Source organism: Rubrivivax rivuli, assembly GCF_004016505.1.
Lineage (GTDB): Bacteria > Pseudomonadota > Gammaproteobacteria > Burkholderiales > Burkholderiaceae_C > Rubrivivax > Rubrivivax rivuli.
Genome location: NZ_SACR01000003.1, coordinates 39,053 through 58,402 on the forward strand (window position 1 = coordinate 39,053; position 19,350 = coordinate 58,402).

Here is a 19,350-nt window from a genome sequence, read left to right on the forward strand (position 1 = left end):
CCAAGCGCCGAGGCCCACCGGGGTCGCTTGAACGACCGCTGTCCCCGTAGGCGAACTGGAACTCCCGACCCAAAGCCGCCCGTCAGTCTTTCCGGAAGCCGTCGGACGCTCGGACCGGCCTCCTACGGATTGGGCGGCCACAAAGCCGCTGGTCGTGGCCATCGGGACCCGGCCACAAGCGGTCGTAGCCGGCGGGCTCGCAATTCCTGGCGCGACCTACCGGCGAAGGGCCGCTTTTCGGCGCCCTACCTGGACGGCACTACTTCCCAACCCGGCCATGAGCCGTCTTTGGGGAAAGGCGGCTTCCGGGCTCCCGCGCCAGCGGACGGCCGGCTCTCCAGCGTGAGATCGGCGTACCCTTCACGCAAGCCGGACGCCGCACCTGTTGTCGGCCTCGCTTTTCAATCGGCCCCGGAGCAAACCGATCACGTCCTCCCCCAGCCGAAAAATGTTCGCGGCACCGATCTCCTTCAACTGGCCGCTCCGCTGCAGCATGTCCAGCGCATCCTGTTTCGGATTGAAGAGATAGAGACCTCCTCCGATCGCCCGCCGCCTTTGCGCCTCCCGTGCCAGGAGGTTGGCACCGGCGAGGTCGATGAAGTTGATACCTGAGGCCACCAGCAGAACGTGCCGGTGCTCCGGGTTGCGCTCGTCGATGGCCTGAAGCAACTCCTCCAGGTGACTGACCGCGCCAAAGTACAGGGACCCGTTCAGCCGCACGATCTTGAGCCCGGGATCGACAGGCCCGTTGGATGCCTGCGGCGCGAACACTGGCGGAAGCATCCCGGGCACCGGGAACACCTCCTCCAGTCTCGGCTGCGAGGTGCGTCGAAGGTAGAGCATCAACGACAGCAGCACCCCCAGGTAGACCGCGTACTCGAGGTGCAGCGTCAGGGTGGCGGCAAAGGTCACGGCGAGAACGGCTGTCTCCTGCCGACTGGCACGCACGATCTCCCTGATGTGAGCGAAGTCGATAAGCCCCCAGGCCACGACGAACAGGATGCCCGCCATGACCGGCGCCGTGAGGTAGCGCGCGAACGGCGCCAGGAAGATCAGCATGGCCAGCAGAAAGAAGGCCGAGAACACCGCCGAAAGCGGCGTGCGGGCGCCGGCAGCGTAGTTCAGCCCCGAGCGGTTGAACGACCCACTCGATGCATACCCCGAAAAGAAGGCGCCCGCCACATTCGCGAGGCCCTGTCCGATGACCTCCTGATTGCCGTCGATCCGCTGCCCGCTCTTCAGTGCAATGGCCCGCGCAATGGCCACGGCTTCGGTGAGGGAGAGCATCGCGACCGTGATGGCAATAGGCAACAACTGCTCGATCGTGGCGAGTGACAGATCCGGCATCGACACTGGCGGCCATCCCACCTGCAGCGCGCCGATGCTCTCGATGCCGGTGCGTCTCGCACCGAGTGTGGCATCGAGTGCAACGCCCAGCAGACTGCCAGCCAGCATGGCCACGATGAGGTGCGGGACCTGCTGCAGCCAGCGACGGGCCGCGACACTGGCAATCACCGTGCCGGCTGCGACCGCCGTAACGAACGGATTGATCTGGGACAACCGGGTCAGCAGTTCCCTTGCCACGTCGAAGGGGCTACTGCCACGAGGAATATCCACCCCGAAGAAGTGTCCGGCCTGGCTCGCCACGATCAGGACTGCTGCACCGGCCGTGAATCCGACGACCACGGTGTGCGACACGAAGTTCACCAGCGTGCCCAGGCGCAGCAACCCCAGCAGCAGCTGGAACATACCCACGATGAGGGTGAGCGCGAGCACGAGCCGAACGTACTCATCCGTGCCAGCCGGTGCCAGCGGGCTGATCGTGGCGAAGATGACGAGCGAGATCGCGGTGGTCGGCCCCGACACCAGGTGCCATGACGAGCCCCAGAGTGCAGCGACGATGGCTGGGACCATCGCGGTGTAAAGGCCGTATTCGGGCGGCATGCCCGCCACGGTGGCGAAGGCCACGCCCTGGGGCACAAGGATGATGCCCCCGGTCAACCCGGCCACGGCGTCGAACCTCAACGTGTGGCGATCGACGCGTCGCCACCAGCGCAGGAACGGGAACCACTGGTGCCAGCCCATCAGCGGCGTCCCGGCCGGCGTGTCGTGCGACGGTGTGTTCGCCCGGGCCTCAGTCCAACTGCAGGTCGGCGGTCTTCACCACCTTTGTCCACTTCGTGGACTCGGCGTTGACGAAGGCCGCGAAGTCCTTCGGGGTGCTGTAGGACACCTCGTCACCCTGCGCCTCGAGAGCAGTGCGGACGGCGGGGTCCTTGAGGGCTGCGGCCAGGGCCTCGTTGAGCGCCTGCACGATCTCGGGCGACGTTCCCGCGGGCGCGAACAGCCCCCACCAGGCGTTGGCCTCGAAACCTTTCATGCCGGCCTCGTCAAGCGTCGGCAGGTTGGGAAATGCCACAGACCGCTTGCGGCCTGTCGTGGCGAGCGCGCGCAGCTTCCCGGACTTGACCATGCCCTGCACTACCGGGATGTGGTTGATCGAGTACGCGATGTCGCCCGCGATGAGGGCCGTGAGCGCACCGGGGCCACCGCTGTAGGGGATGTGCGCAGACGGCAGCTGGTTCGCCTGCTTGAACAGCTCGGCGGCCAGTTGCGGGAAGGTGCCGTTGCCATTGCTGCCGTAGAAGGCGCGGACCCCTTGCGCCTTCAGGTACTGCGTCAGCTGCGGAACATCCGTGGCCGGCACTTTCGACCCAGTGACCAGCACCAGCGGGCCCGAGCTGATCTGGCCGACGGGCGTGAAGTCCTTCTTCGCGTCGTATTGCAGCTTCTTGTAAAGGGCCGGGCCGAACACCTGGGTCGCCGATCCTCCGAGCAGCAGCGTGTAGCCGTCCGGCTTGGCCTTCGACACAAAGGCGGCGCCGATGGTCCCGCCGGCGCCGGCCTTGTTCTCGACGACGACCGGAGCGCCCAGGGCAGCGGCCATCTTCGGGCCGACGGTGCGCGCCACCAGGTCGACCACACCGCCGGCCGGGAACGGGACCACGATGCTCACGGGGCGGTTGGGGTATTTGTCCTGCGCTGTGGCGGGCACGGCACCGGTCGCAGCGGCGATGGCCAGGAGAATGTCGCGGCGGTTCATGTTCATGGGGGGCGTCCTGGAGTGGTTCAAATCAGCATCGGCTGCTGGGGCTTCGGGGTGACCTGCTGGCGACTGGCGATCGCGCCACGGAGCTGCCACACCAGCACTTCGTGCACGAGCGAGTCCCGCAAATCGCGGTGGTCCGGCGATGTCCAGAGATTGCGCAGCTCGCCCGGGTCCGACTCCAGGTCGTAGAGCTCGCCCTGGTCTTCGCCGAGGTAGTAGACGACTTTCCACTTCGTGTCGCGGCGCATCACCATGTACTCAGCGCCGGTCTGGATGTGGTCGCGGGCGAGCTCCGACCACACTTCCTGCCGGATGTCGGTCACATCCCCGTTGAGGATCGGCCACAGCGACTTCGCCTCGAACGCCTTCGGTGGTGTCAGGCCTGCGGCCTCCAGGATCGTCGGCGCGACGTCCATCAACTGCACCAGCGCCGGGCTGCTGCGCGGCACCACACCGTTCTTCGACCAGAGGATGAGCGGCACCTTCACCGAGCTGTCGTACATCGTCCACTTCTGGATGTGGCCGTGGTCGCCCAGCGCGTCGCCATGGTCGGACGTGAAGATGACCAGGGCGTTGTCGAGGTAGCCCTTTTCGTCCAGCGTCTTCAGGATCTCGCCGACCTTGTCGTCGATCATCGTCACGTTGGCTGCGTAGTGGCGGCGGATGCGCAGCAGGTCTTCGCGGCTCGGCTGGTCCGTCCAGGAGACCGAGTCGTAGTTGTTGCGGATCATGTTGTTGCGCAGCTGTCCCTGGGATCGCGGTTGCGCGGCGAGTTCCTCCGCGGTGACCTCCGGCACCGGGATGTCGACGTCCTGGTACATCTCCAGATAGCGCGGCAGCGGGTCGTAGGGCGGGTGCGGCCCCGGGAATCCGATCTGCAGGAACAGCGGGGCCTCGGACCTGCGCTCCTTGAGCCACCACACCGCGTGGTCGCCGATGAACATGTCCGAGTGCATGTCTTCGTCGAGGTGCCATGGGAAGGCACCGAGGGCTCGCTGGTAGCCCTCGGGGTCGGCCGCGTGACGCGTGTAGCGGCTCGGCTTCTCGAGCTTGCGCGCATGCAACGCCTTGTCCCACTCGTCATACAGCGCCCGAGGGTGCTCGTCCAGGAACAGTGGCCGGTCCTTGTTTTCGACGAAGAAGCGCTGGTGGAAACCGCCCTTCGCGTCGTAGGGGTTGATGTGCATCTTGCCGATGTTCACGCAGTGGTAACCGGCATCGGCCAGCGACTTCACCCAGGTCGGCTCCCAAGGATGGAAGTTCGTGAACACGCCCGTGGCGTGCGGGTACTGGCCCATGAACAGGCTGGCACGCGAGCCCACGCACACGGGCGACGTCACGTAGCAGTTGGTGAAGGCGGCGCCCTCGCGCGCCAGCTTGTCGAGCACGGGCGTCTTCATCCAAGGTGCGCCCAGCGCATTGATGGTGTCGACGCGCTGTTGGTCGGTGATGATGAGGATGATGTTGGGCTTGCCAGTCACTTCGATGGACCTCCTGAGATCGGCTTGCTGTCCACGATGCGCTCCAGGGTGAGGTAAGGCGCGACGGCCGACAAGTCGGGCGTCGCGCCGAGCCCTGCAAGTTCGGGCAGCGTCACCGCGCCGCCGCGAACGGGTGGCAGTCCGCCGACCAGCAGCTCACGCAGCGGATTGGGGTTGGCATCGACTTCGGCAAACCCTTCGCCGCCGAGGGCGGCCTTCAGGTGCAGCGTCGCGAGCAGACCGATGCCGCCGCCCAGCCAGTGCGGGCACAGCCATGCCGAGGCCCTTGACGCCCCTTCGCCAAGAGGCAGGCAACCGGTGAATCCGCCCCACTTGGCCACGTCGGGCTGCAGCACCTTGAGGCATCGGGCGTCGAGGAAGCGCGCGAAGTCGCAGGCACGCAGGTTCTCGCCGGCTGCCAGTGGGATGGGCGAGCGCTGCGCGAGCCGCTGCCACTGTTCAATGGACGCATCTGCCGCGATCGGCTCTTCCAGCCACAGCGGCGCGAATGCGGCAAGGCGCTCGGCCATCTGCTGAGCCTCTTCGACACCCCAAGCCTGGTTGGCATCCACCATGAGCCGGGCCGAATCCCCCAGTGCCGACCGCAGAGTCGACAGGTTGGCGACATCGCGCTCGGCGCCGAAGCCCACCTTCAGCTTGAAGGCCGTGAACCCCTCGGCGGCCTTGGCGGCGGCCAGACGCTCGGGCTGTGTCGGGTTCAAGCCCGACGCGTAGACCTTCACGACACCGCTGCGGCCACCGAGCATCCGCCACAGCGGCACTGCCTCGCGGCGCGCCGCAAGGTCCCACAACGCGATGTCGACACCGGCGATCACCTGCGCCAGCGGGCCGGGCTCGCCAGACTGGATCGCAAGGATGTGCGTCGCCGCCGTCAGCGCTTTGAAACACTCCGAGGGGGACGACCACGCGCGCGCCAGGGCCAGCGGGGCGACCGTTTCGGCAAGCAGCTTGGCGCGATGCTCCGCGCCCACGGTGGGGAAGTTGCACCAGATCTCGCCCCAGCCTTCGCAGCCGTCTTCGTCGATGGCGCGCACGACGACTGCCGCGCGGTCGCGCAGCACGCCAAACGATGTCTGGACCGGCGTCTCGACAGGCACCCGGTAGACCGAGGCGCGGATGGACCGCAACCGGATCGACGCCATCACGTGCCCAGGTAGACCGAGTGTTCCGTCGTGTAGAACGCCGCTGCGCTCGGCCCGACGGAATAGGCACCAACCCCTGAAGCCTTGATGCCGCCGAAAGGCATGTGGCTGTCCGGCACCGTGCCGTGGTTGACGTGCAGCATGCCGGTCTGGCACTCGTCGACGAAGCGCGCGATCGCCTTCGCATCGTTGGAGAAGAAGGCCGCGGTCAGGCCATAGTCGACGCTGTTGAGGATGTCGATGGCCTCGTCCAGCGTGTCGTATTCGATGAGGCTGATGACGGGGCCGAAGATCTCTTCCCTGGCGGCGGCGCTGTCTGCGCGCACGCGGTCGAGCACCGTCGGCGCGTAGAAGTAGCCGCCCTCGCAGCCGTCGATGGCGACTTCGGTGCCGCCGGCCAAGACCTCTGCACCATCCTCACGGGCCTGTCGCACGGCCGCCTTGACCTGTTCCAGCTGCGCGCGATGGGTCATCGGGCCGAGTTGCGTCGCAGCCTCCGCGCCTCCGCCCAGCCGTATCACCGATGCGCGTCGTGCAAGCCCCGCGGCGACATCGGCGTGCAAGCCTCGCTGAACCAGCACGCGGCTGACCGCGGTGCATCGCTGCCCCGAACACATGAGTGCGGCGTTGCTCACCTGGTCCAGGCACGCGTCGAGGTCGGGCGCGTCGTGGATCACTGCGGCGTTCTTGCCACCCAGTTCGAGCGAGACCGCCGCTAGGTTGGCCGCGGTCGCGGCCACGATGCGCCGGCCCGTCGCGACGGAGCCTGTGAACGTCACGCCGTGCACACCGCCATGCGAGACCAACGCGCTGCCCACATCGGCACCGCCGTGGATGACCTGCAGCAGGCCATCGGCCAGCAAGCCCGACGCCAGTTCACCGAGCAGGCAGACCGCTGCTGGCGTGAACTCCGAAGCCTTCACGATCACCGCGTTGCCGAAGCCCAGGGCGGGCGCGATCTTGCGCATCGGTGTCATCACCGGGAAGTTCCACGGCGTGATCGCGACGATCACCCCGCGCGGCCTGCGCATCACCAGGTTGCGCACGCCTGCGCGCAGCGACGGCACATGGCGCGAGCCATCGCCTGCCATGACGTGCTGGAGCATGAAGCGGGACTCCGCGCAGGCCTTGGTCACCTCGCCGCGGCTTTCCACAAGGGTCTTGCCCTGCTCGGCGGTGATCGCCCGCGCCAGGTCCTCCTTGTGCGCTTCGATGCGGTCGATGTAGCGCGCCAGCACCTCGCAACGCTGCGCCGCGGGCAACCGAGCCCAGGGCTGCTGCACCTGCTTGGCCGCCGCGACCGCTTCAGCGACCAGCGACGCGTCGGCCAGCGAGTAGCGCCCGACGACTTGCGCCGGTCGCGCCGGGTTGAACGTGTCGAACCGAGAGGGTGTGTCGCGCCACGCGCCGCCGATGAGGTTGCCGTAGGTGTAGGTCATGCGAGTGCCTCGGACCGAGCCGCTCGAGCAACGGATCGCTCGTTGATGACGAGAGCGGAGCCCTTTTCGCCGATCATGATGGTCGGTGCATTGATGTTGGCCGATGTCATCCGCGGCATGACGGATGCGTCGATGACCCGCAGCCGCGAAACGCCATTGACCTTCAGTTCGGGATTCACCACGGCGCGGTCGTCGCTGCCCATTCGGCAGGTGCCGCTGGGATGGAAGACCGTGCTGCCCTGGTCGCATGCGAACTGAAGGAGGGCATGCTCGGACCAATCACTCGCCTGCGGCAGCACATGCGCGTCGATCAAGTCGCTGAACGCAGGCTGCCTGTAGATGTCGCGCAGCATGCGGATGCCGTCGGCGAGTGTCTTGCGATCGATGTCAGTGGTCAAATAGTTCGCCTGGATGCGGGGCGCCTGGAACGGGTCCGTCGACAAGATGGTGACCGTACCGCGCGACTCGGGCCGGCACTGGCATGCTGTGGCCGTGAAGCCGGCGAAGCGGTGCAGGGGTTCACCCGGTTTGTCCACGGACAGGGGCATGACCGCGAACTGCACGTCAGCGCGCTCGTCGCGCGCGTGGCGTGTGCGGGCGAAGCCGCCCACCTGCCCCGCGCCGACGGTGAGCGGCCCCCTGTTGAACAGCAGCCACTCCAGTCCCATGGCCGCGAGCTTGAGCGGATTGCGAACATCGTTGTTCATCGAGTGCGGCTTGCGCAGCTTCACGATCGTCCGGGCCTGGTAATGGTCCTGCAGGTTCGAACCGACTTCGGGCGCGTCGACGACGACGGGTACACCCGCCCGTTTCAGGACTGGGGCGGGACCGACGCCCGAGAGCTGGAGCAACTGGGGCGACTGGATGGCGCCGGCGGAGACAATCACTTCCGCATCGGCGTATGCGGACTCGGCCTTGCCGTTGCGCACCCACTCGACACCCACCGCACGCGTGCCTTCGAAGCACACGCGCGAGACCTGCGCGCCCGTCACGACGGTGAGGTTCGCGCGCTGCAGCGCCGGCCGCAGGAAGGCCACTGAAGCGCTGGAGCGCCATCCGCCGGCGATGGTGAGCTGGAACCGGCCGACGCCGTAATCCGTCTCGCCGTTGAAGTCGTCGTTGGCCGGCAGGCCGAACTGCTGCGCGGCGCCGAGCCAGTGACCGCAGTAAGGATGGTCGTTGCGCAACTCGGACACGCCGAGTTCACCGGATGTCCCGTGGTAACTCGACTCGGGGCCGCTGAAGGCCTCGGACCTCTTGAAGAAGGGCAGAACGGACCCGTAGTCCCAGCCGGTCGCACCCTCGGCGGCCCAGTGGTCGAAGTCCTGGCGCTGCCCGCGAAGGTAAAGAAGCCCGTTGATCGAGCTGGAACCGCCCAGGATGCGACCGCGTGGCCACGCAATGGAGCGCCCCCCGACCCCGCCACCGCCTTCAGCCTGGAAGACGCGCGAAAACTTCTCGTTGTAGATGGTCTTGAAGTAGCCGACCGGCAGGCGCAGCCAAAAGTGGCGATCGGCACCGCCAGCTTCGAGCAGCAACACCCGCGCCGTCGGGTCTGCGGACAATCGGTTAGCCAGCACGCAGCCAGCCGATCCCGCGCCTACGATGATGAAGTCGTATCCGGTTCGACCGGACCGACCGTCGGTGAGCTGCCCCGTGAGCATCTGAAGGACTTAACATCTAAAAGAATGGTTAATAGTACGTTTAAGACTCGGGACGCGTCAAGCCCGTTGGCCAGCAGCCCGATTCCCCTTTACCTGCAGATCGCCGACATCCTGCGCGGCCGCATCAACAGGCGAGAGTGGCTGGCCGGCGCCCTGATCCCCACTCTGGAAGCGCTGGCCAGTGAGTTCAAGGTGGCACGCGTGACGGCACGCCAAGCGGTGCAGTTGCTCGCGAGCGAGGGCCTGCTGGCGTCGCGGCGGGGTTACGGCACGGTCGTGACCAAGGCCGATGACGCGCCCAACATCGTCGTCATGAAGACCTCCCTCGAGTCGCTGGCCGCGATGTACGAGACGACGAGCGCCAAGATCCTCACGTTCGACGAGTCTCATGCGATGCCGAGCGTCGCTGCCGATGCCGGGAAGCTCGGCAGCAACTACGTGCACATGCGGCGCCTGCACTTCACCAAGGGCAAGCCCTATGCCGTCATTTCGCTCTACCTCTTGCAGGAGGTGTTTCAGCGTTCACCGGAAGAGTTCCGATTGCGCGCCGTGATTCCGCTGCTCCTGCGCATGAAGCGGGCCGTCCGGATCGAGCGAGCGCATCAGACGATGTCGATCGGTGCCGCCGATCCCGAAACAGCGCGTCTGCTCGAGATCAGCGTCGGCACACCCGTGGCCCATGTCACGCGAGTGTTCCTCGACCGCCAGGACCGGATCCTGTACTACGCCGAAGTGCTCTACAGGGGTGACTGGGTTAAGTGGGAGATCGAACTGCAGACGTGACCTTCCGATAGTAGGCACAGTTGCCTCTCTAGCCTGGGTAACGATCGGACCGGCCGCTTCGGGGCGCCCAGTTCAGGGCCGCGGATGTCGGCTTGGGGTCGATTGCACTCGGTGGCTACCGGCCGCTTTCGGCAATCGGTGCGTGAAGGTCAGCTTCTCGGGGACGAACCTCTGACGGCGGCGGGCGTGTCCCGATTTACAGCGGTCACCCAAGCCCAAACCACCTCTAACTGGCTTACAGCGTGTCAGGGTCGTCGCTGTCGCCCGCCGGCGGGCTCTCAGAAGCCAGTGCTGCCGTCCGAGTACAGCAGAAGAGCGCGCCAGGCAGTGCTGTGTGCCGGCGTAGGCACGCCCAGCTGCTGGCCCAACGCATGAACCCGGCCCGACAGCCACTGCAGTTCCAGCGCCTTGCCGCGGGCCAAGTCTTCCGACATGGATGAGCGAAAACTTGCTGGCATATTGGCCAGCTTCGCCATCACTTCGTCAACCAGGCCAGCGCGCTGGGGCACGCCGGCTGCCCCGGCCACGGCCACAGCTTCCTCGATCAGCTGGCGCTGCAGCGCGCGGGTCTCGGGGTGGCCAAGGATGGCGCCCATAGGCGCACGCAACAGCGAGGTGGTGGCCGAGAGCGAGCTCAGCGCGATGAACTTCTCCCACAACACCGAGCGGATGTCGTCCGTCGGCTTGGCCTGCAGCGCCGTTGCACGGCCACAGGCAGCGAAGAAGACCGCCATCGTGGGGTCGCCGCCGGCAGCGTCGGCCACGATGACGTGCAAGCCGCCTGGGCTGCGTATCACGCCCGGCCGGTCGATCACGGCCGAGACGTAAATGACGCCACCGCGCACCGCCGTCGTGCCGACATGGGCCTGGATCAGCTCGACGCTGTCGATGCCGTTCTGCAGCGTCAGGATGCGCGTCTGCGGGCCGAGCACCGGGCCGAGCGCGCTCGCTGCGGACTCGGTGTCGCCGAGCTTGACGGCGAAGACGACCAGATCGGCCGGGCCGCGGCGGGCCAGCTCAGCCGCATCGGCGCTCACCTGCACCTGGGGCAGGTGCAGTGGGTGCTGCGGGTGCTCTAGGCGCAGGCCCTCGGTCTGCAGGGCCTTCAGGTGGGCGCCGCGGGCGATGAAGGCCACGTCTTCGCCGGTCGCCTGAAGCCGCGCGCCCACGTAGGCGCCCACGCCGCCGCTGCCCATGATCACGATACGCATGAGATGTCTCCGTAGTCCAGTGCACCCTGCCACGGGCCGCCCCGCCCCGCCGGGCCAGACCAGTGGCGACTATGGCAGGGATTCATGCGTGTGCCGGTGAGGCTGACGCGAGCTTCCCGGAGGTTGCCGACCCAGGGATGTCTGGTCCTGGGCGGTTATCTAAGGCCGAAAACGACCGCTGTGGGGATGCACAACGTGATCCGACCGGGCTCAGCAGTCGGGCAGCTTCAGAGCGAGCCATCGGACCGCTATGGGTCGGGCTGCGACGGCCGCCCCTTGGACTCATCGCCGGAAAGCTGACGTCAGAGGTTCGATGCCCGGAAGCTGCCGCTCGCCGACGCGTCGTTTCGACCCATGGCAGCCGGCGGTCCAGCAGAAGACCGGTCATTCCGCTGGCCAAAAGCGAGCCCAGCGGCTCCGGCGTCCTTGAGACCCGGGCGCATGCGCGCCTGCTGACGCGAAGCCGTCGGCAGCAGCGAACTACGGCCTCTCGGTGGTGACGCTAGGAGTGGCATTGCCCACGGCGCAAAGGGCCAACCTTTGCAGGGTCTTCACCATGGATGCCAATGGCGCCGTGCCCAGCCCAAACACTGTGCCTACGCCCGGCACGGGCAGCAGGCAGGGTCGGCAACAGCAGCAGCCTGCCGTGTGCCTCGGACCCGTGGGCCTGCGCGATGGCCCGCATCGACACCCGCTCGTCGCGCAGCCGCTGCACGATCGGGGGCGTCACGCGGCCTCGCCGTTTGCGGCCTGCCGGCGCGTCTTCCACAGCGACACCAGCACACCGCCGGCGATCAGCCCAAAGGTCACGCTGAGCGAGATGACGGCCGGGATCTTGCCGATGATGCCCACGAGGAAGATCTTGCTGCCGATGAACACCAGCACCAGGGCCAGGGCGTACTTCAGGTACTTGAAGCGGTGGATCATCGCGGCAAGCGCGAAGTACAGCGCCCGCAGGCCCAGGATGGCAAAGATGTTGCTCGTGTAGACGATGAAGGGGTCGGTGGTGATCGCGAAGATCGCGGGCACCGAGTCGACCGCGAAGATCAGGTCGACGAACTCCACCAGCACCAGAGCCAGAAACAGCGGGGTCGCGAAGCGCTCCAGCTTCCCGGTTTTGGGGTCGGGTTCACGCACCCAGAAGGCGTTGCCGCGCAGGCCCTCGGTCACGCGCATGTGCCGCTTCAGGAACTTCAGCAGCGGGTTGTTCGCAATATCGGGCATGTGGTCGGCGATGACCCACATCTTGATGCCGGTGAAGATCAGGAACGCGCCGAACACGTAGAGCACCCAGCTGAACTGGCTGACCAGCGTGGCGCCGAGCGCGATCATGATGGCGCGCAGCACGATCACGCCCAGGATGCCCCAGAACAGCACCCGGTGCTGGTACTGCCGCGGAATGGCGAAGAAGCTGAAGATCAGCGCGATGACGAAGACGTTGTCCATCGACAGCGACTTCTCGATCATGAAGCCGGTGTAGTAGTCCATGCCGCTCTGCGCGCCCAGGTACCACCAGACCCAGGCGCCAAAGAGCAGCGCCACGCTGATGTAGCCGGCCGACAGCAGCAGGCTCTCGCGCACGCCGATCTCCTTGTCGTCCTTGTGCAGGACGCCCAGATCGAAGGCCAGCAGTGCCACGACGATACCGACGAAGGTCAGCCAGACCCACGCCGGCTTGCCCATGAAGTCGGAGGTGAGGAAGGGAAGCAGGAAGTCCATGTCTTGTTCTTCAGAGGATGGCAGTGACCGCACTGCCCACGCCGCACAGCCCGCTGAACACGCCCAGCAGCGCGACATCGCGCTTCTCGTTGCCCAGACGCCAGGCGTGGAAGGCGACGCCGGCCAGGGTGATGGCGAGGATCGTTAACAGCAAGGTGCTGGTGTCCATGGTGATTCTGTGGATCGGTTCGAGTTGATGTTGGATAGGTGATCGTGGTGCCTGCGCGATCAGCGCGTCGCCAGCGAAGGACCGGCGCTTGAACCGGAGCCACCGCCGCCGCGGCGACGCCACAGCGCGATCAGCAGGTGCAGCGCAGCACCCAGCACCAAGAGGAGTACGCCGCCGATGGCCCAGACCACCCACGCCACGACCGTCAACCCGCCGGCCAGGAAGGGAACAGCCTGCAGCAGGCTGTCGACCAGCGGCCCGAGCCCCGCCGCCATCTGGGTCACGCCCTGCACCAGTTCGGTCGGCACCCAAGGTGCCAGCCAATCCGGCAAGGCGATGCTGCCGACGCCCTCGGCAGCGCCAGAGAGCGCCCCCACGTTGGAGACAGACCAGACCGCAACGGCATGCAAGGCCCAGGTGGCCAGGGACCACAGTGCAAGCAACGAAGCGATGGCAAACCAGCTGAGAACGTAGAACATGGTGCGAGGAGGGTGATGTGATCGGATGGTCAGAGTGTGGGGACGGAGAGCCATCGGACAAACCAGAGTGAAGCGCACCTATAGTTCGGTTTTACCGAATCGGAGCGCACATGCTGAACTATCGCCATCTGCACTACTTCTGGGTCGTCACCAAGGAAGGTGGCTTTGCCCGGGCCGCCGAGCGGCTGGACATGGCCGTGCAGACGATCAGCGCGCAGGTGCGCGAACTGGAGAAAGCGCTCGGCCATCAGCTGCTAAAACCTTCGGGACGCGGCGTGGCGCTCACCGAGGCGGGCCAGGCTGCCTTCGCACGAGCCGAGGAGATCTTCCAGCTCGGCCAGGGCATCCCCGACGAGGTGCGCGAAGCGGCGAGCGGCAAGGTGGCCCGCCTCGCGGTCGGGTTCTCCGATGGCATCTCCAAGCTGGCGGCGCATGCGCTGCTGGAGCCGGTGCTGAGCACTCCGCATCTGCGTCTGGTGTGCCATGAAGGCGAGTTCGAGCAGCTGCTGGGCGAGCTGGCTCTGCATCACCTGGACCTGGTTCTTGCAGGACAGGCTGCGCCACGCAATCCGAACCTGCGCCTCACCAGCGAGCGGCTCGTCGACTCGCCGGTCGAGTGGTACGGACCGGCACGGATGGTTGGCAAGACCGAGCGCGACCGGTTTCCGCAGAGCCTGAACGAACTTCCCGTTCTGCTGCCCACCGGACACTCCGCGCTCCGCGCGACTCTGGACCGATGGTTCGAGGTCCAGGGGCTGCGGCCTCGCGTCGTCGGCGAGTTCGAGGACAGCGCGCTTCTGGCTGTCTTCGCTGCCCGCGGCCTGGGGGTGTTCCCGGTCAGCCGGCTGGGAGCAGACGACGTCGGCCTGATGCGGGGGCTGCGCCTGCTAGGCAGCAGCGACGGCGTGAAGGAGGAGATCCACGCCATCCGCTCGCGCCGCGGACAACACCACCCCTTGGTGATGCGGGTGGTGGCCGCGGCGATGCCGTGATGGCGGTGGTGGCGCTGGTCAGGCGTCGAGACGGGGGCCGGCCTTCTTGGTGTTCAACGGCTCCTCGCCATCGACCAATTGCCAGTGGCGCCGCGCGGCGTCCACGACCAGGGTTTCGCCATCGGCCAGGTGCCCGTCGGCCCGCGCCGCGGCCAGCGACAGACGCAACACCTTCCTCCGCAGCACCGGATCCGAGATTTCGGCCATCAGGGACGCCAGGGTGCTGTCGTCGACGTTGCTCATGAGAGACCCCGTCTCGTACCCGCTGGCCATCAGTTCTTCGCAAAGCGTGTGAACGACATGCGGCAGCAGCTGCGGCTCCAGGCCGAGTTCACGCTCGGCGCCCAGCCGCTTGAGGATGTCGAACTCCGAGCTGCAGACATGCCCGTCGGAGATGAGCACGAGCGAGACGATTCGTGCCGCGGCTTCAGGGCTGTTCAGGGGATAGCTGCGCATGGTGGACTTGCCTTTTCACTGGGTTGATGACCGTGTTGGACTGCACTCGGACTATTGCTGGAGAGGCGGCGACGTTGCCGTGCCGCTTGAGCTGCCTGCCAAACCGACTGGATGCATCGGCCTTCGCGCGGCTCAGTAGCGGCGACGGGATGGCCGATCGGTCACATCGCTCGTGCGACGGTCGACTCGGATCGGGATCGGCACCAGCCGCGGCGGGCGCATCGATGCACTGAGCAACGCGTGCACCGGCCGCAAGGCCCGGTCGAGGCGCGCGACCGCCAGGGTGGAAAGGCTTGCGATGAGCTTCATGGCGGGTCGGTCGAGGAGTAGTGAAGAGCTTGAATGTGCACCCGTCTGGACTTCGAAGGAAGCGCAGCATCTAGAACTCCAGTTCAGGAAAAACCGAACTGCCTCGGTCCTATAGTCCGACTGGTGAAGATCCCGTCCGTCCGCCTTGCTTCCGTCGAGTCCGCTTCCTCGCGGTCCGACCTGCGCACGCCTGCGGGCGCTCCAGCGGGAACTCGCACCGCCGTGCAGGCGATGCTCGTCACACTGCTGGCCTGGACAGCACTGCTCTGCGCCGGACTCGGCGGCACGGTCGGCGTGGTCTCGCAGACGCTGGCTGGGAAGCTGGCTGCCAGCGTGCAGCACCTGCAGCGTCATGGCGGACCGTCGCTGTCCTCCCGCGCGATGCGCCGCGAGTTGCCGGGCGTCGCGGCCGAGCTGAAGGTTGCCGATGCCTCAGCCGCCGTCGTCGAGGTGCACACCGACGGCGCAGTTCCGCCGGGCCGCATCGCGCTGCCGACGGTCGAGTGGCGATCGGCTGCACAAGCGCCTGCAGCGACCGAGCCGCGTCCGGCAGCGCGGCATCGCATGCCCCCGAGCCGGGCACCTCCTCTCCTGGCCTGACGCTTCGCGCGTACCTGCTGCGCGCATCTCGCTTTCCCGAAGCCCGCGTGCGCACGCCTGATGGTTGCGTACGCCTGTCAAGGTCATTCCATGAAGAGCTCACCTTACCTGGTGGCCATGTACCTGGCCATCATCGTCGCGGGTCTGCTGTTCGCGTTGCCGAACGTGCTCCCCGCCTCCGTTCTCGAGCGCTGGCCCAGCGCATTGCCCGACAAACCCGTCGCCCTTGGCCTCGATCTGCGCGGAGGATCGCACCTCGTGCTGGAAGTCGACGGCAGCGAGCTGCGCCGCGAGCGCGTGCGCACCCTGGCGGAGGACGCCCGGCGCCTGCTGCGCGAAGACGACATCCCTTGGCGCAGCGTCGAGACCGGCGAGCGCGGCCTCACGATCACCCTGCGCTCGGCCGAGCAGCAGGACGTTGCGATCGACCAGCTCAGGACCTTGTCCAACCCAGTTGGCACAGCCCGGCAGGACCTGGCGGTCACACGTAGAGGCACTGACGGCATCGAACTTTCACTCACCGAGGATGGCCAGCTCCAGTCCATGGGCCGCGCCGTCGAACAGAGCCTGGAGGTGATCCGCCAGCGCGTGGACCAGGTGGGCGTGTCCGAGCCGACGATCCAGCGCGTCGGGGCGGACCGCATCCTGGTGCAACTGCCCGGCCTTCAGGATCCGGCGCAGCTGCGCGCCTTGCTGGGCTCGACCGCCAAGATGAGCTTCCACCTACTGGGCGATTCGTCCAGCCCTGATGGCATCCGCACGCTGCAGGACAGCCAGGGCGACAGCTACCCGGTGCGCAACAGCGTGGCCTTGAGCGGCGACCGCTTGTCGGACGCCAGCGCCGGATTCGACCCGCAGACGCGCGAGCCGGTTGTCAACTTCCGCTTCGACCGCACGGGAGCCCGTGAGTTCGCCGCCATCACCGAGGCCAACGTCGGCCGGCCGTTTGCCATCGTGCTCGACGGCAAGGTGCTGAGTGCGCCAGTGATCCGCGAACCGATCACCGGTGGCTCCGGCCAGATATCAGGCAGCTTCACGGTGCAGGAGGCCGGCACCCTGTCGGCGCTGCTGCGGGCTGGGGCGCTGCCCGCCAAGCTGACCGTCATCGAGGAGCGCAGTGTCGGTGCCGACCTGGGCAGCGATGTGATCCAGAAGGGTGTCTACGCCGGCATCGCGGCCTTCGTGCTGGTGTTTCTCTTCATGTTCGTGCTCTACGGCGGCTGGGGCCTGGTGGCCAACGTCGCCCTCGCACTCAATGTGATCCTCACCATCGCGGGCATGAGCATGCTGGGGGCCACCCTCACGCTGCCGGGTATCGCCGGCATCGTGCTGGGGATCGGGCTGGCGGTAGATGCGAACGTGCTGATCAACGAGCGCATTCGTGAGGAGGCGCTCAAGGGCAAATCCGCGCTGCTGGCCATCGAGGCTGGCTTCCGGCGCGCTTACGCTACCGTGATGGACAGCAACCTTACCGCGCTGATCGCCACGTTGCTGCTGTTCTGGTTCGGCTCGGGGCCGGTGCGCGGCTTCGCCATCACCATGGCACTCGGCATCGTGATCTCGATGTTCACCGCAGTGTCGGTGGTCAAGGTCATGATGCTGTCGATCGCGCGGCGCCGCAGGCTCAAGACCATCCAGATCAAGCCCCTTTTCGGCTTCAGGCCCGTGCCCGACGGCACGCAGTTCAAGTTCATGAGGGCGCGCCTGGCCGGGCTGGGTCTGACGGCGCTGCTGGTGATCGGCAGCGTGGCACTGCTGTTCAAGCCGGGCCTGAACTTCGGCATCGACTTCCGCGGCGGCATCCAGATGGAGGTGGCCACGAGCGCGCCCGAGGACCTGTCGCACCTGCCCCGGTATCGGGCGCAGCTCGACGGACTGGGCCTCGGAGAGGTGTCCCTGCAGACCATGGGCGACGAAGGTCGCCTGCTCGTGCGGGTGGAGCGGCAGCCGGGCGGCGAGGTGCAGCAGACGGCCGCCGTCGAGAAGCTCAAGGCGGCCATGCTGGCCGTCGATCCGAAGGCCAGCTTCGAGCGCACGGAGGTGGTCGGCCCGAAGGTGAGTGGCGAGCTGGCCCAGGCGGGGGTGATCGCAGTCATCCTGGCGACGCTCGCGATGTTGGTCTACATCTGGGTGCGTTTCGAATGGCCGTTCGCGGTGGGCGCCATCCTGACGCTGGCGCTCGATGTTGTGCTCACACTGGGCGTCTTCGCGGTCACCGGCCTGGACTTCAGCCTGACGGCCATCGCCGCGCTGCTGACGCTGGTGGGCTACTCGGTGAACGACAAGGTGGTGGTCTACGACCGCATGCGCGAGAACTTGCGCAGCCTGCGCAAGCGGCCGCTGCGCGAAGTGATCGACCTGTCAATCAACCAGACGCTGACGCGCAGCCTCTACACGTCGGTCACGGCCTTCCTGGCAGTGCTGCCGTTGGCGGTGTGGGGCGGCCCGGCGTTGGCCAGCTTCGCGGTGCCGATGGCCTTTGGCATCGCCATCGCGGCGGCTTCGTCGGTCTTCATTGCGGCGCCCATCCTGCTGTTCCTTGGCGACTGGCGGGGGAGACGCGGCCACGCGATGTTCGCTCCGGATCCTGCGGAGGCCGCGGATCCGGCCGTGGCGCGGCCGGTTGGCGAAGGACGTGGATCGGTCAGCCCATAGCGATACAGCGGGGGCATCTCGGTCGGGGCGCGCGGGTTTGGTCACATCACAGCCAGCCTGCGCGCCTGAACCGCCAGAAGAGCACGCCGGCAGCACCCGCAATGGCAGCCAGAGCCATCACGTAGCCGTACTTCCACTTCAACTCGGGCATGTTCTCGAAGTTCATGCCCCAGATCCCCGCCAGTGCCGTCGACACCGCGAAGATGGCGGCATAGGCCGCCAGCCTCTTCGTGGTCTCGGACTCCTCGATCGTCACCATCGACAGGTTGACCTGGATCGCGGTGGCAATCGTGTCCCGGATGCCGTCAATGGCGCCGTTGATGCGCGCCAGGTGGTCGTGCACGTCTCGGAAGTATTCTTGGCTGCGCGAGCACACTGCCGGCACACGCCCGCCGTGCAGCTTGCCGGCCACCTCCAGCAGGGGCGCGACCACGTGGCGCAGCACGGTGGCCCGGCGCTTCAGGTCGTACAGCCGCTGGATGTTCCACTTGGCCGCGCCGCGATCGAAGATCTGGCTCTCGATCTTCTCAAGGTCGGTTTCCAGCGAGTCCAGGATCGGGAAGTAGCGGTCGACCACGGCGTCCATCAGGGCGTAGAGCACGAAGCCGGCGCCTTGCTTCAGGTGGTCGGGCTCGCGCTCGCAGCGCTCGCGTACGCCCAGGAAGCCCTGCTGGCTGTTGTTGCGCACCGAGAGTACGAAGTTCTGGCCGACGAAGATGGCCACCTCACCGCTGTCCAACTCGCCGTCGCGCATCTCCGGCAGCTTCATCACGACAAACAGCGTGTCCCCGTACTCCTCGATCTTGGGCCGCTGGTGACCATGGCGGGCGTCCTCGACCGCCAGTTCGTGCAGATCGAACTCCTGCTGCATCTGGCGCAGTTCGTCGTCGGTCGCATCGCGCAAGGCCACCCAGACGAAGCAGTTCGGCTTGCGCAGCCATCCGTCGATGTCCTCGACAGGAATGTCGGCGAGCTTGCGGCCGTCCTGGTAGGCCACGCAGTTGATCAGCATCGGAACGTCCTCCTCGTGTTCATCGAAGAATCTTCCCATGCCGCCGCGGATGCCAACGCCCGCCAACACTGGCGCACGACGACGCAGGCGATGTGCATGCCATCTTCAA

17 protein-coding genes are annotated in these 19,350 nt (G+C 66.7%); 4 read left to right on the forward strand and 13 right to left on the reverse strand.

The window, feature by feature from the left end; translation table 11 throughout:
* Positions 1-360 precede the first annotated feature (360 nt).
* From EOE66_RS08765 to EOE66_RS08790, 6 genes are read right to left on the reverse strand one after another with little or no spacing between them, the layout of a single operon-like run.
* Entirely contained in the window at positions 361-2,085 is a 1,725-nt protein-coding gene (locus EOE66_RS08765; protein ID WP_128228332.1) for a SulP family inorganic anion transporter, read from the reverse strand.
* 49 nt (positions 2,086-2,134) lie between these two features.
* The gene (locus EOE66_RS08770) at positions 2,135-3,109 is read right to left on the reverse strand and encodes a Bug family tripartite tricarboxylate transporter substrate binding protein (protein WP_128228333.1); all 975 of its coding nucleotides are present in this window, start codon (positions 3,107-3,109) and stop codon (positions 2,135-2,137) included.
* Between the two features lie 20 nt (positions 3,110-3,129).
* Positions 3,130-4,590, reverse strand: coding sequence for a sulfatase family protein (locus EOE66_RS08775; protein WP_128228334.1), 1,461 nt, complete (start codon positions 4,588-4,590; stop codon positions 3,130-3,132).
* A complete protein-coding gene (locus EOE66_RS08780) occupies positions 4,587-5,753 on the reverse strand; it encodes a mandelate racemase/muconate lactonizing enzyme family protein (RefSeq protein WP_128228335.1) in 1,167 nt (388 codons plus the stop codon). The genes EOE66_RS08775 and EOE66_RS08780 overlap by 4 nt, the downstream gene beginning before the upstream one ends.
* Positions 5,753-7,192: an aldehyde dehydrogenase family protein gene (locus EOE66_RS08785; RefSeq protein ID WP_128228336.1), complete on the reverse strand. Its 1,440-nt coding sequence runs from the start codon at positions 7,190-7,192 to the stop codon at positions 5,753-5,755. Before EOE66_RS08785 ends, EOE66_RS08780 begins: the two co-directional genes overlap by 1 nt.
* Positions 7,189-8,856 (reverse strand): GMC family oxidoreductase, encoded by a 1,668-nt coding sequence (locus EOE66_RS08790; RefSeq protein WP_128228337.1) that lies wholly within the window; start codon positions 8,854-8,856, stop codon positions 7,189-7,191. Before EOE66_RS08790 ends, EOE66_RS08785 begins: the two co-directional genes overlap by 4 nt.
* A 66-nt stretch (positions 8,857-8,922) precedes the next feature.
* On the opposite strand from EOE66_RS08790, the gene EOE66_RS08795 reads away from it, so the two are divergent.
* On the forward strand, positions 8,923-9,639 hold the full coding sequence (locus tag EOE66_RS08795; RefSeq protein ID WP_245478969.1) for a GntR family transcriptional regulator: 717 nt from the start codon (positions 8,923-8,925) through the stop codon (positions 9,637-9,639).
* A 278-nt stretch (positions 9,640-9,917) separates the two neighbouring features.
* Here the strand turns inward: EOE66_RS08795 and EOE66_RS08800 are convergent, their stop codons facing one another.
* The 4 genes from EOE66_RS08800 to EOE66_RS08810 form a co-directional block, all read right to left on the reverse strand.
* Entirely contained in the window at positions 9,918-10,850 is a 933-nt protein-coding gene (locus tag EOE66_RS08800; RefSeq protein WP_128228339.1) for a ketopantoate reductase family protein, read from the reverse strand.
* A 726-nt stretch (positions 10,851-11,576) separates the two neighbouring features.
* Positions 11,577-12,569: a TerC family protein gene (locus tag EOE66_RS08805; protein WP_128228340.1), complete on the reverse strand. Its 993-nt coding sequence runs from the start codon at positions 12,567-12,569 to the stop codon at positions 11,577-11,579.
* A 10-nt stretch (positions 12,570-12,579) separates the two neighbouring features.
* Positions 12,580-12,738: a hypothetical protein gene (locus tag EOE66_RS21735; protein ID WP_164885047.1), complete on the reverse strand. Its 159-nt coding sequence runs from the start codon at positions 12,736-12,738 to the stop codon at positions 12,580-12,582.
* 59 nt (positions 12,739-12,797) lie between these two features.
* Positions 12,798-13,217, reverse strand: coding sequence for a hypothetical protein (locus EOE66_RS08810; protein WP_128228341.1), 420 nt, complete (start codon positions 13,215-13,217; stop codon positions 12,798-12,800).
* Between the two features lie 110 nt (positions 13,218-13,327).
* On the opposite strand from EOE66_RS08810, the gene EOE66_RS08815 reads away from it, so the two are divergent.
* Positions 13,328-14,209: a LysR family transcriptional regulator gene (locus EOE66_RS08815; RefSeq protein WP_128228342.1), complete on the forward strand. Its 882-nt coding sequence runs from the start codon at positions 13,328-13,330 to the stop codon at positions 14,207-14,209.
* Between the two features lie 18 nt (positions 14,210-14,227).
* Here the strand turns inward: EOE66_RS08815 and EOE66_RS08820 are convergent, their stop codons facing one another.
* Both EOE66_RS08820 and EOE66_RS21740 read right to left on the reverse strand, forming a co-directional pair.
* On the reverse strand, positions 14,228-14,665 hold the full coding sequence (locus EOE66_RS08820) for a tellurite resistance TerB family protein (RefSeq protein ID WP_128228343.1): 438 nt from the start codon (positions 14,663-14,665) through the stop codon (positions 14,228-14,230).
* A 132-nt stretch (positions 14,666-14,797) separates the two neighbouring features.
* Positions 14,798-14,974 carry a hypothetical protein gene (locus tag EOE66_RS21740; protein WP_164885048.1) on the reverse strand — a complete coding sequence of 59 codons (177 nt, stop codon included), beginning with the start codon at positions 14,972-14,974 and terminating at the stop codon, positions 14,798-14,800.
* A 123-nt stretch (positions 14,975-15,097) separates the two neighbouring features.
* On the opposite strand from EOE66_RS21740, the gene EOE66_RS08825 reads away from it, so the two are divergent.
* Together EOE66_RS08825 and secD are read left to right on the forward strand one after the other, a co-directional pair.
* Positions 15,098-15,574, forward strand: coding sequence for a hypothetical protein (locus tag EOE66_RS08825; protein WP_128228344.1), 477 nt, complete (start codon positions 15,098-15,100; stop codon positions 15,572-15,574).
* A gap of 90 nt (positions 15,575-15,664) precedes the next feature.
* Positions 15,665-18,229 carry a protein translocase subunit SecD gene (gene secD / locus EOE66_RS08830; protein ID WP_128228345.1) on the forward strand — a complete coding sequence of 855 codons (2,565 nt, stop codon included), beginning with the start codon at positions 15,665-15,667 and terminating at the stop codon, positions 18,227-18,229.
* Positions 18,230-18,275: 46 nt separating this feature from the next.
* On the opposite strand, the gene corA is transcribed toward secD, so the two are convergent.
* A complete protein-coding gene (corA, locus tag EOE66_RS08835; RefSeq protein ID WP_128228346.1) occupies positions 18,276-19,241 on the reverse strand; it encodes a magnesium/cobalt transporter CorA in 966 nt (321 codons plus the stop codon).
* Between the last annotated feature and the right edge of the window lie 109 nt (positions 19,242-19,350).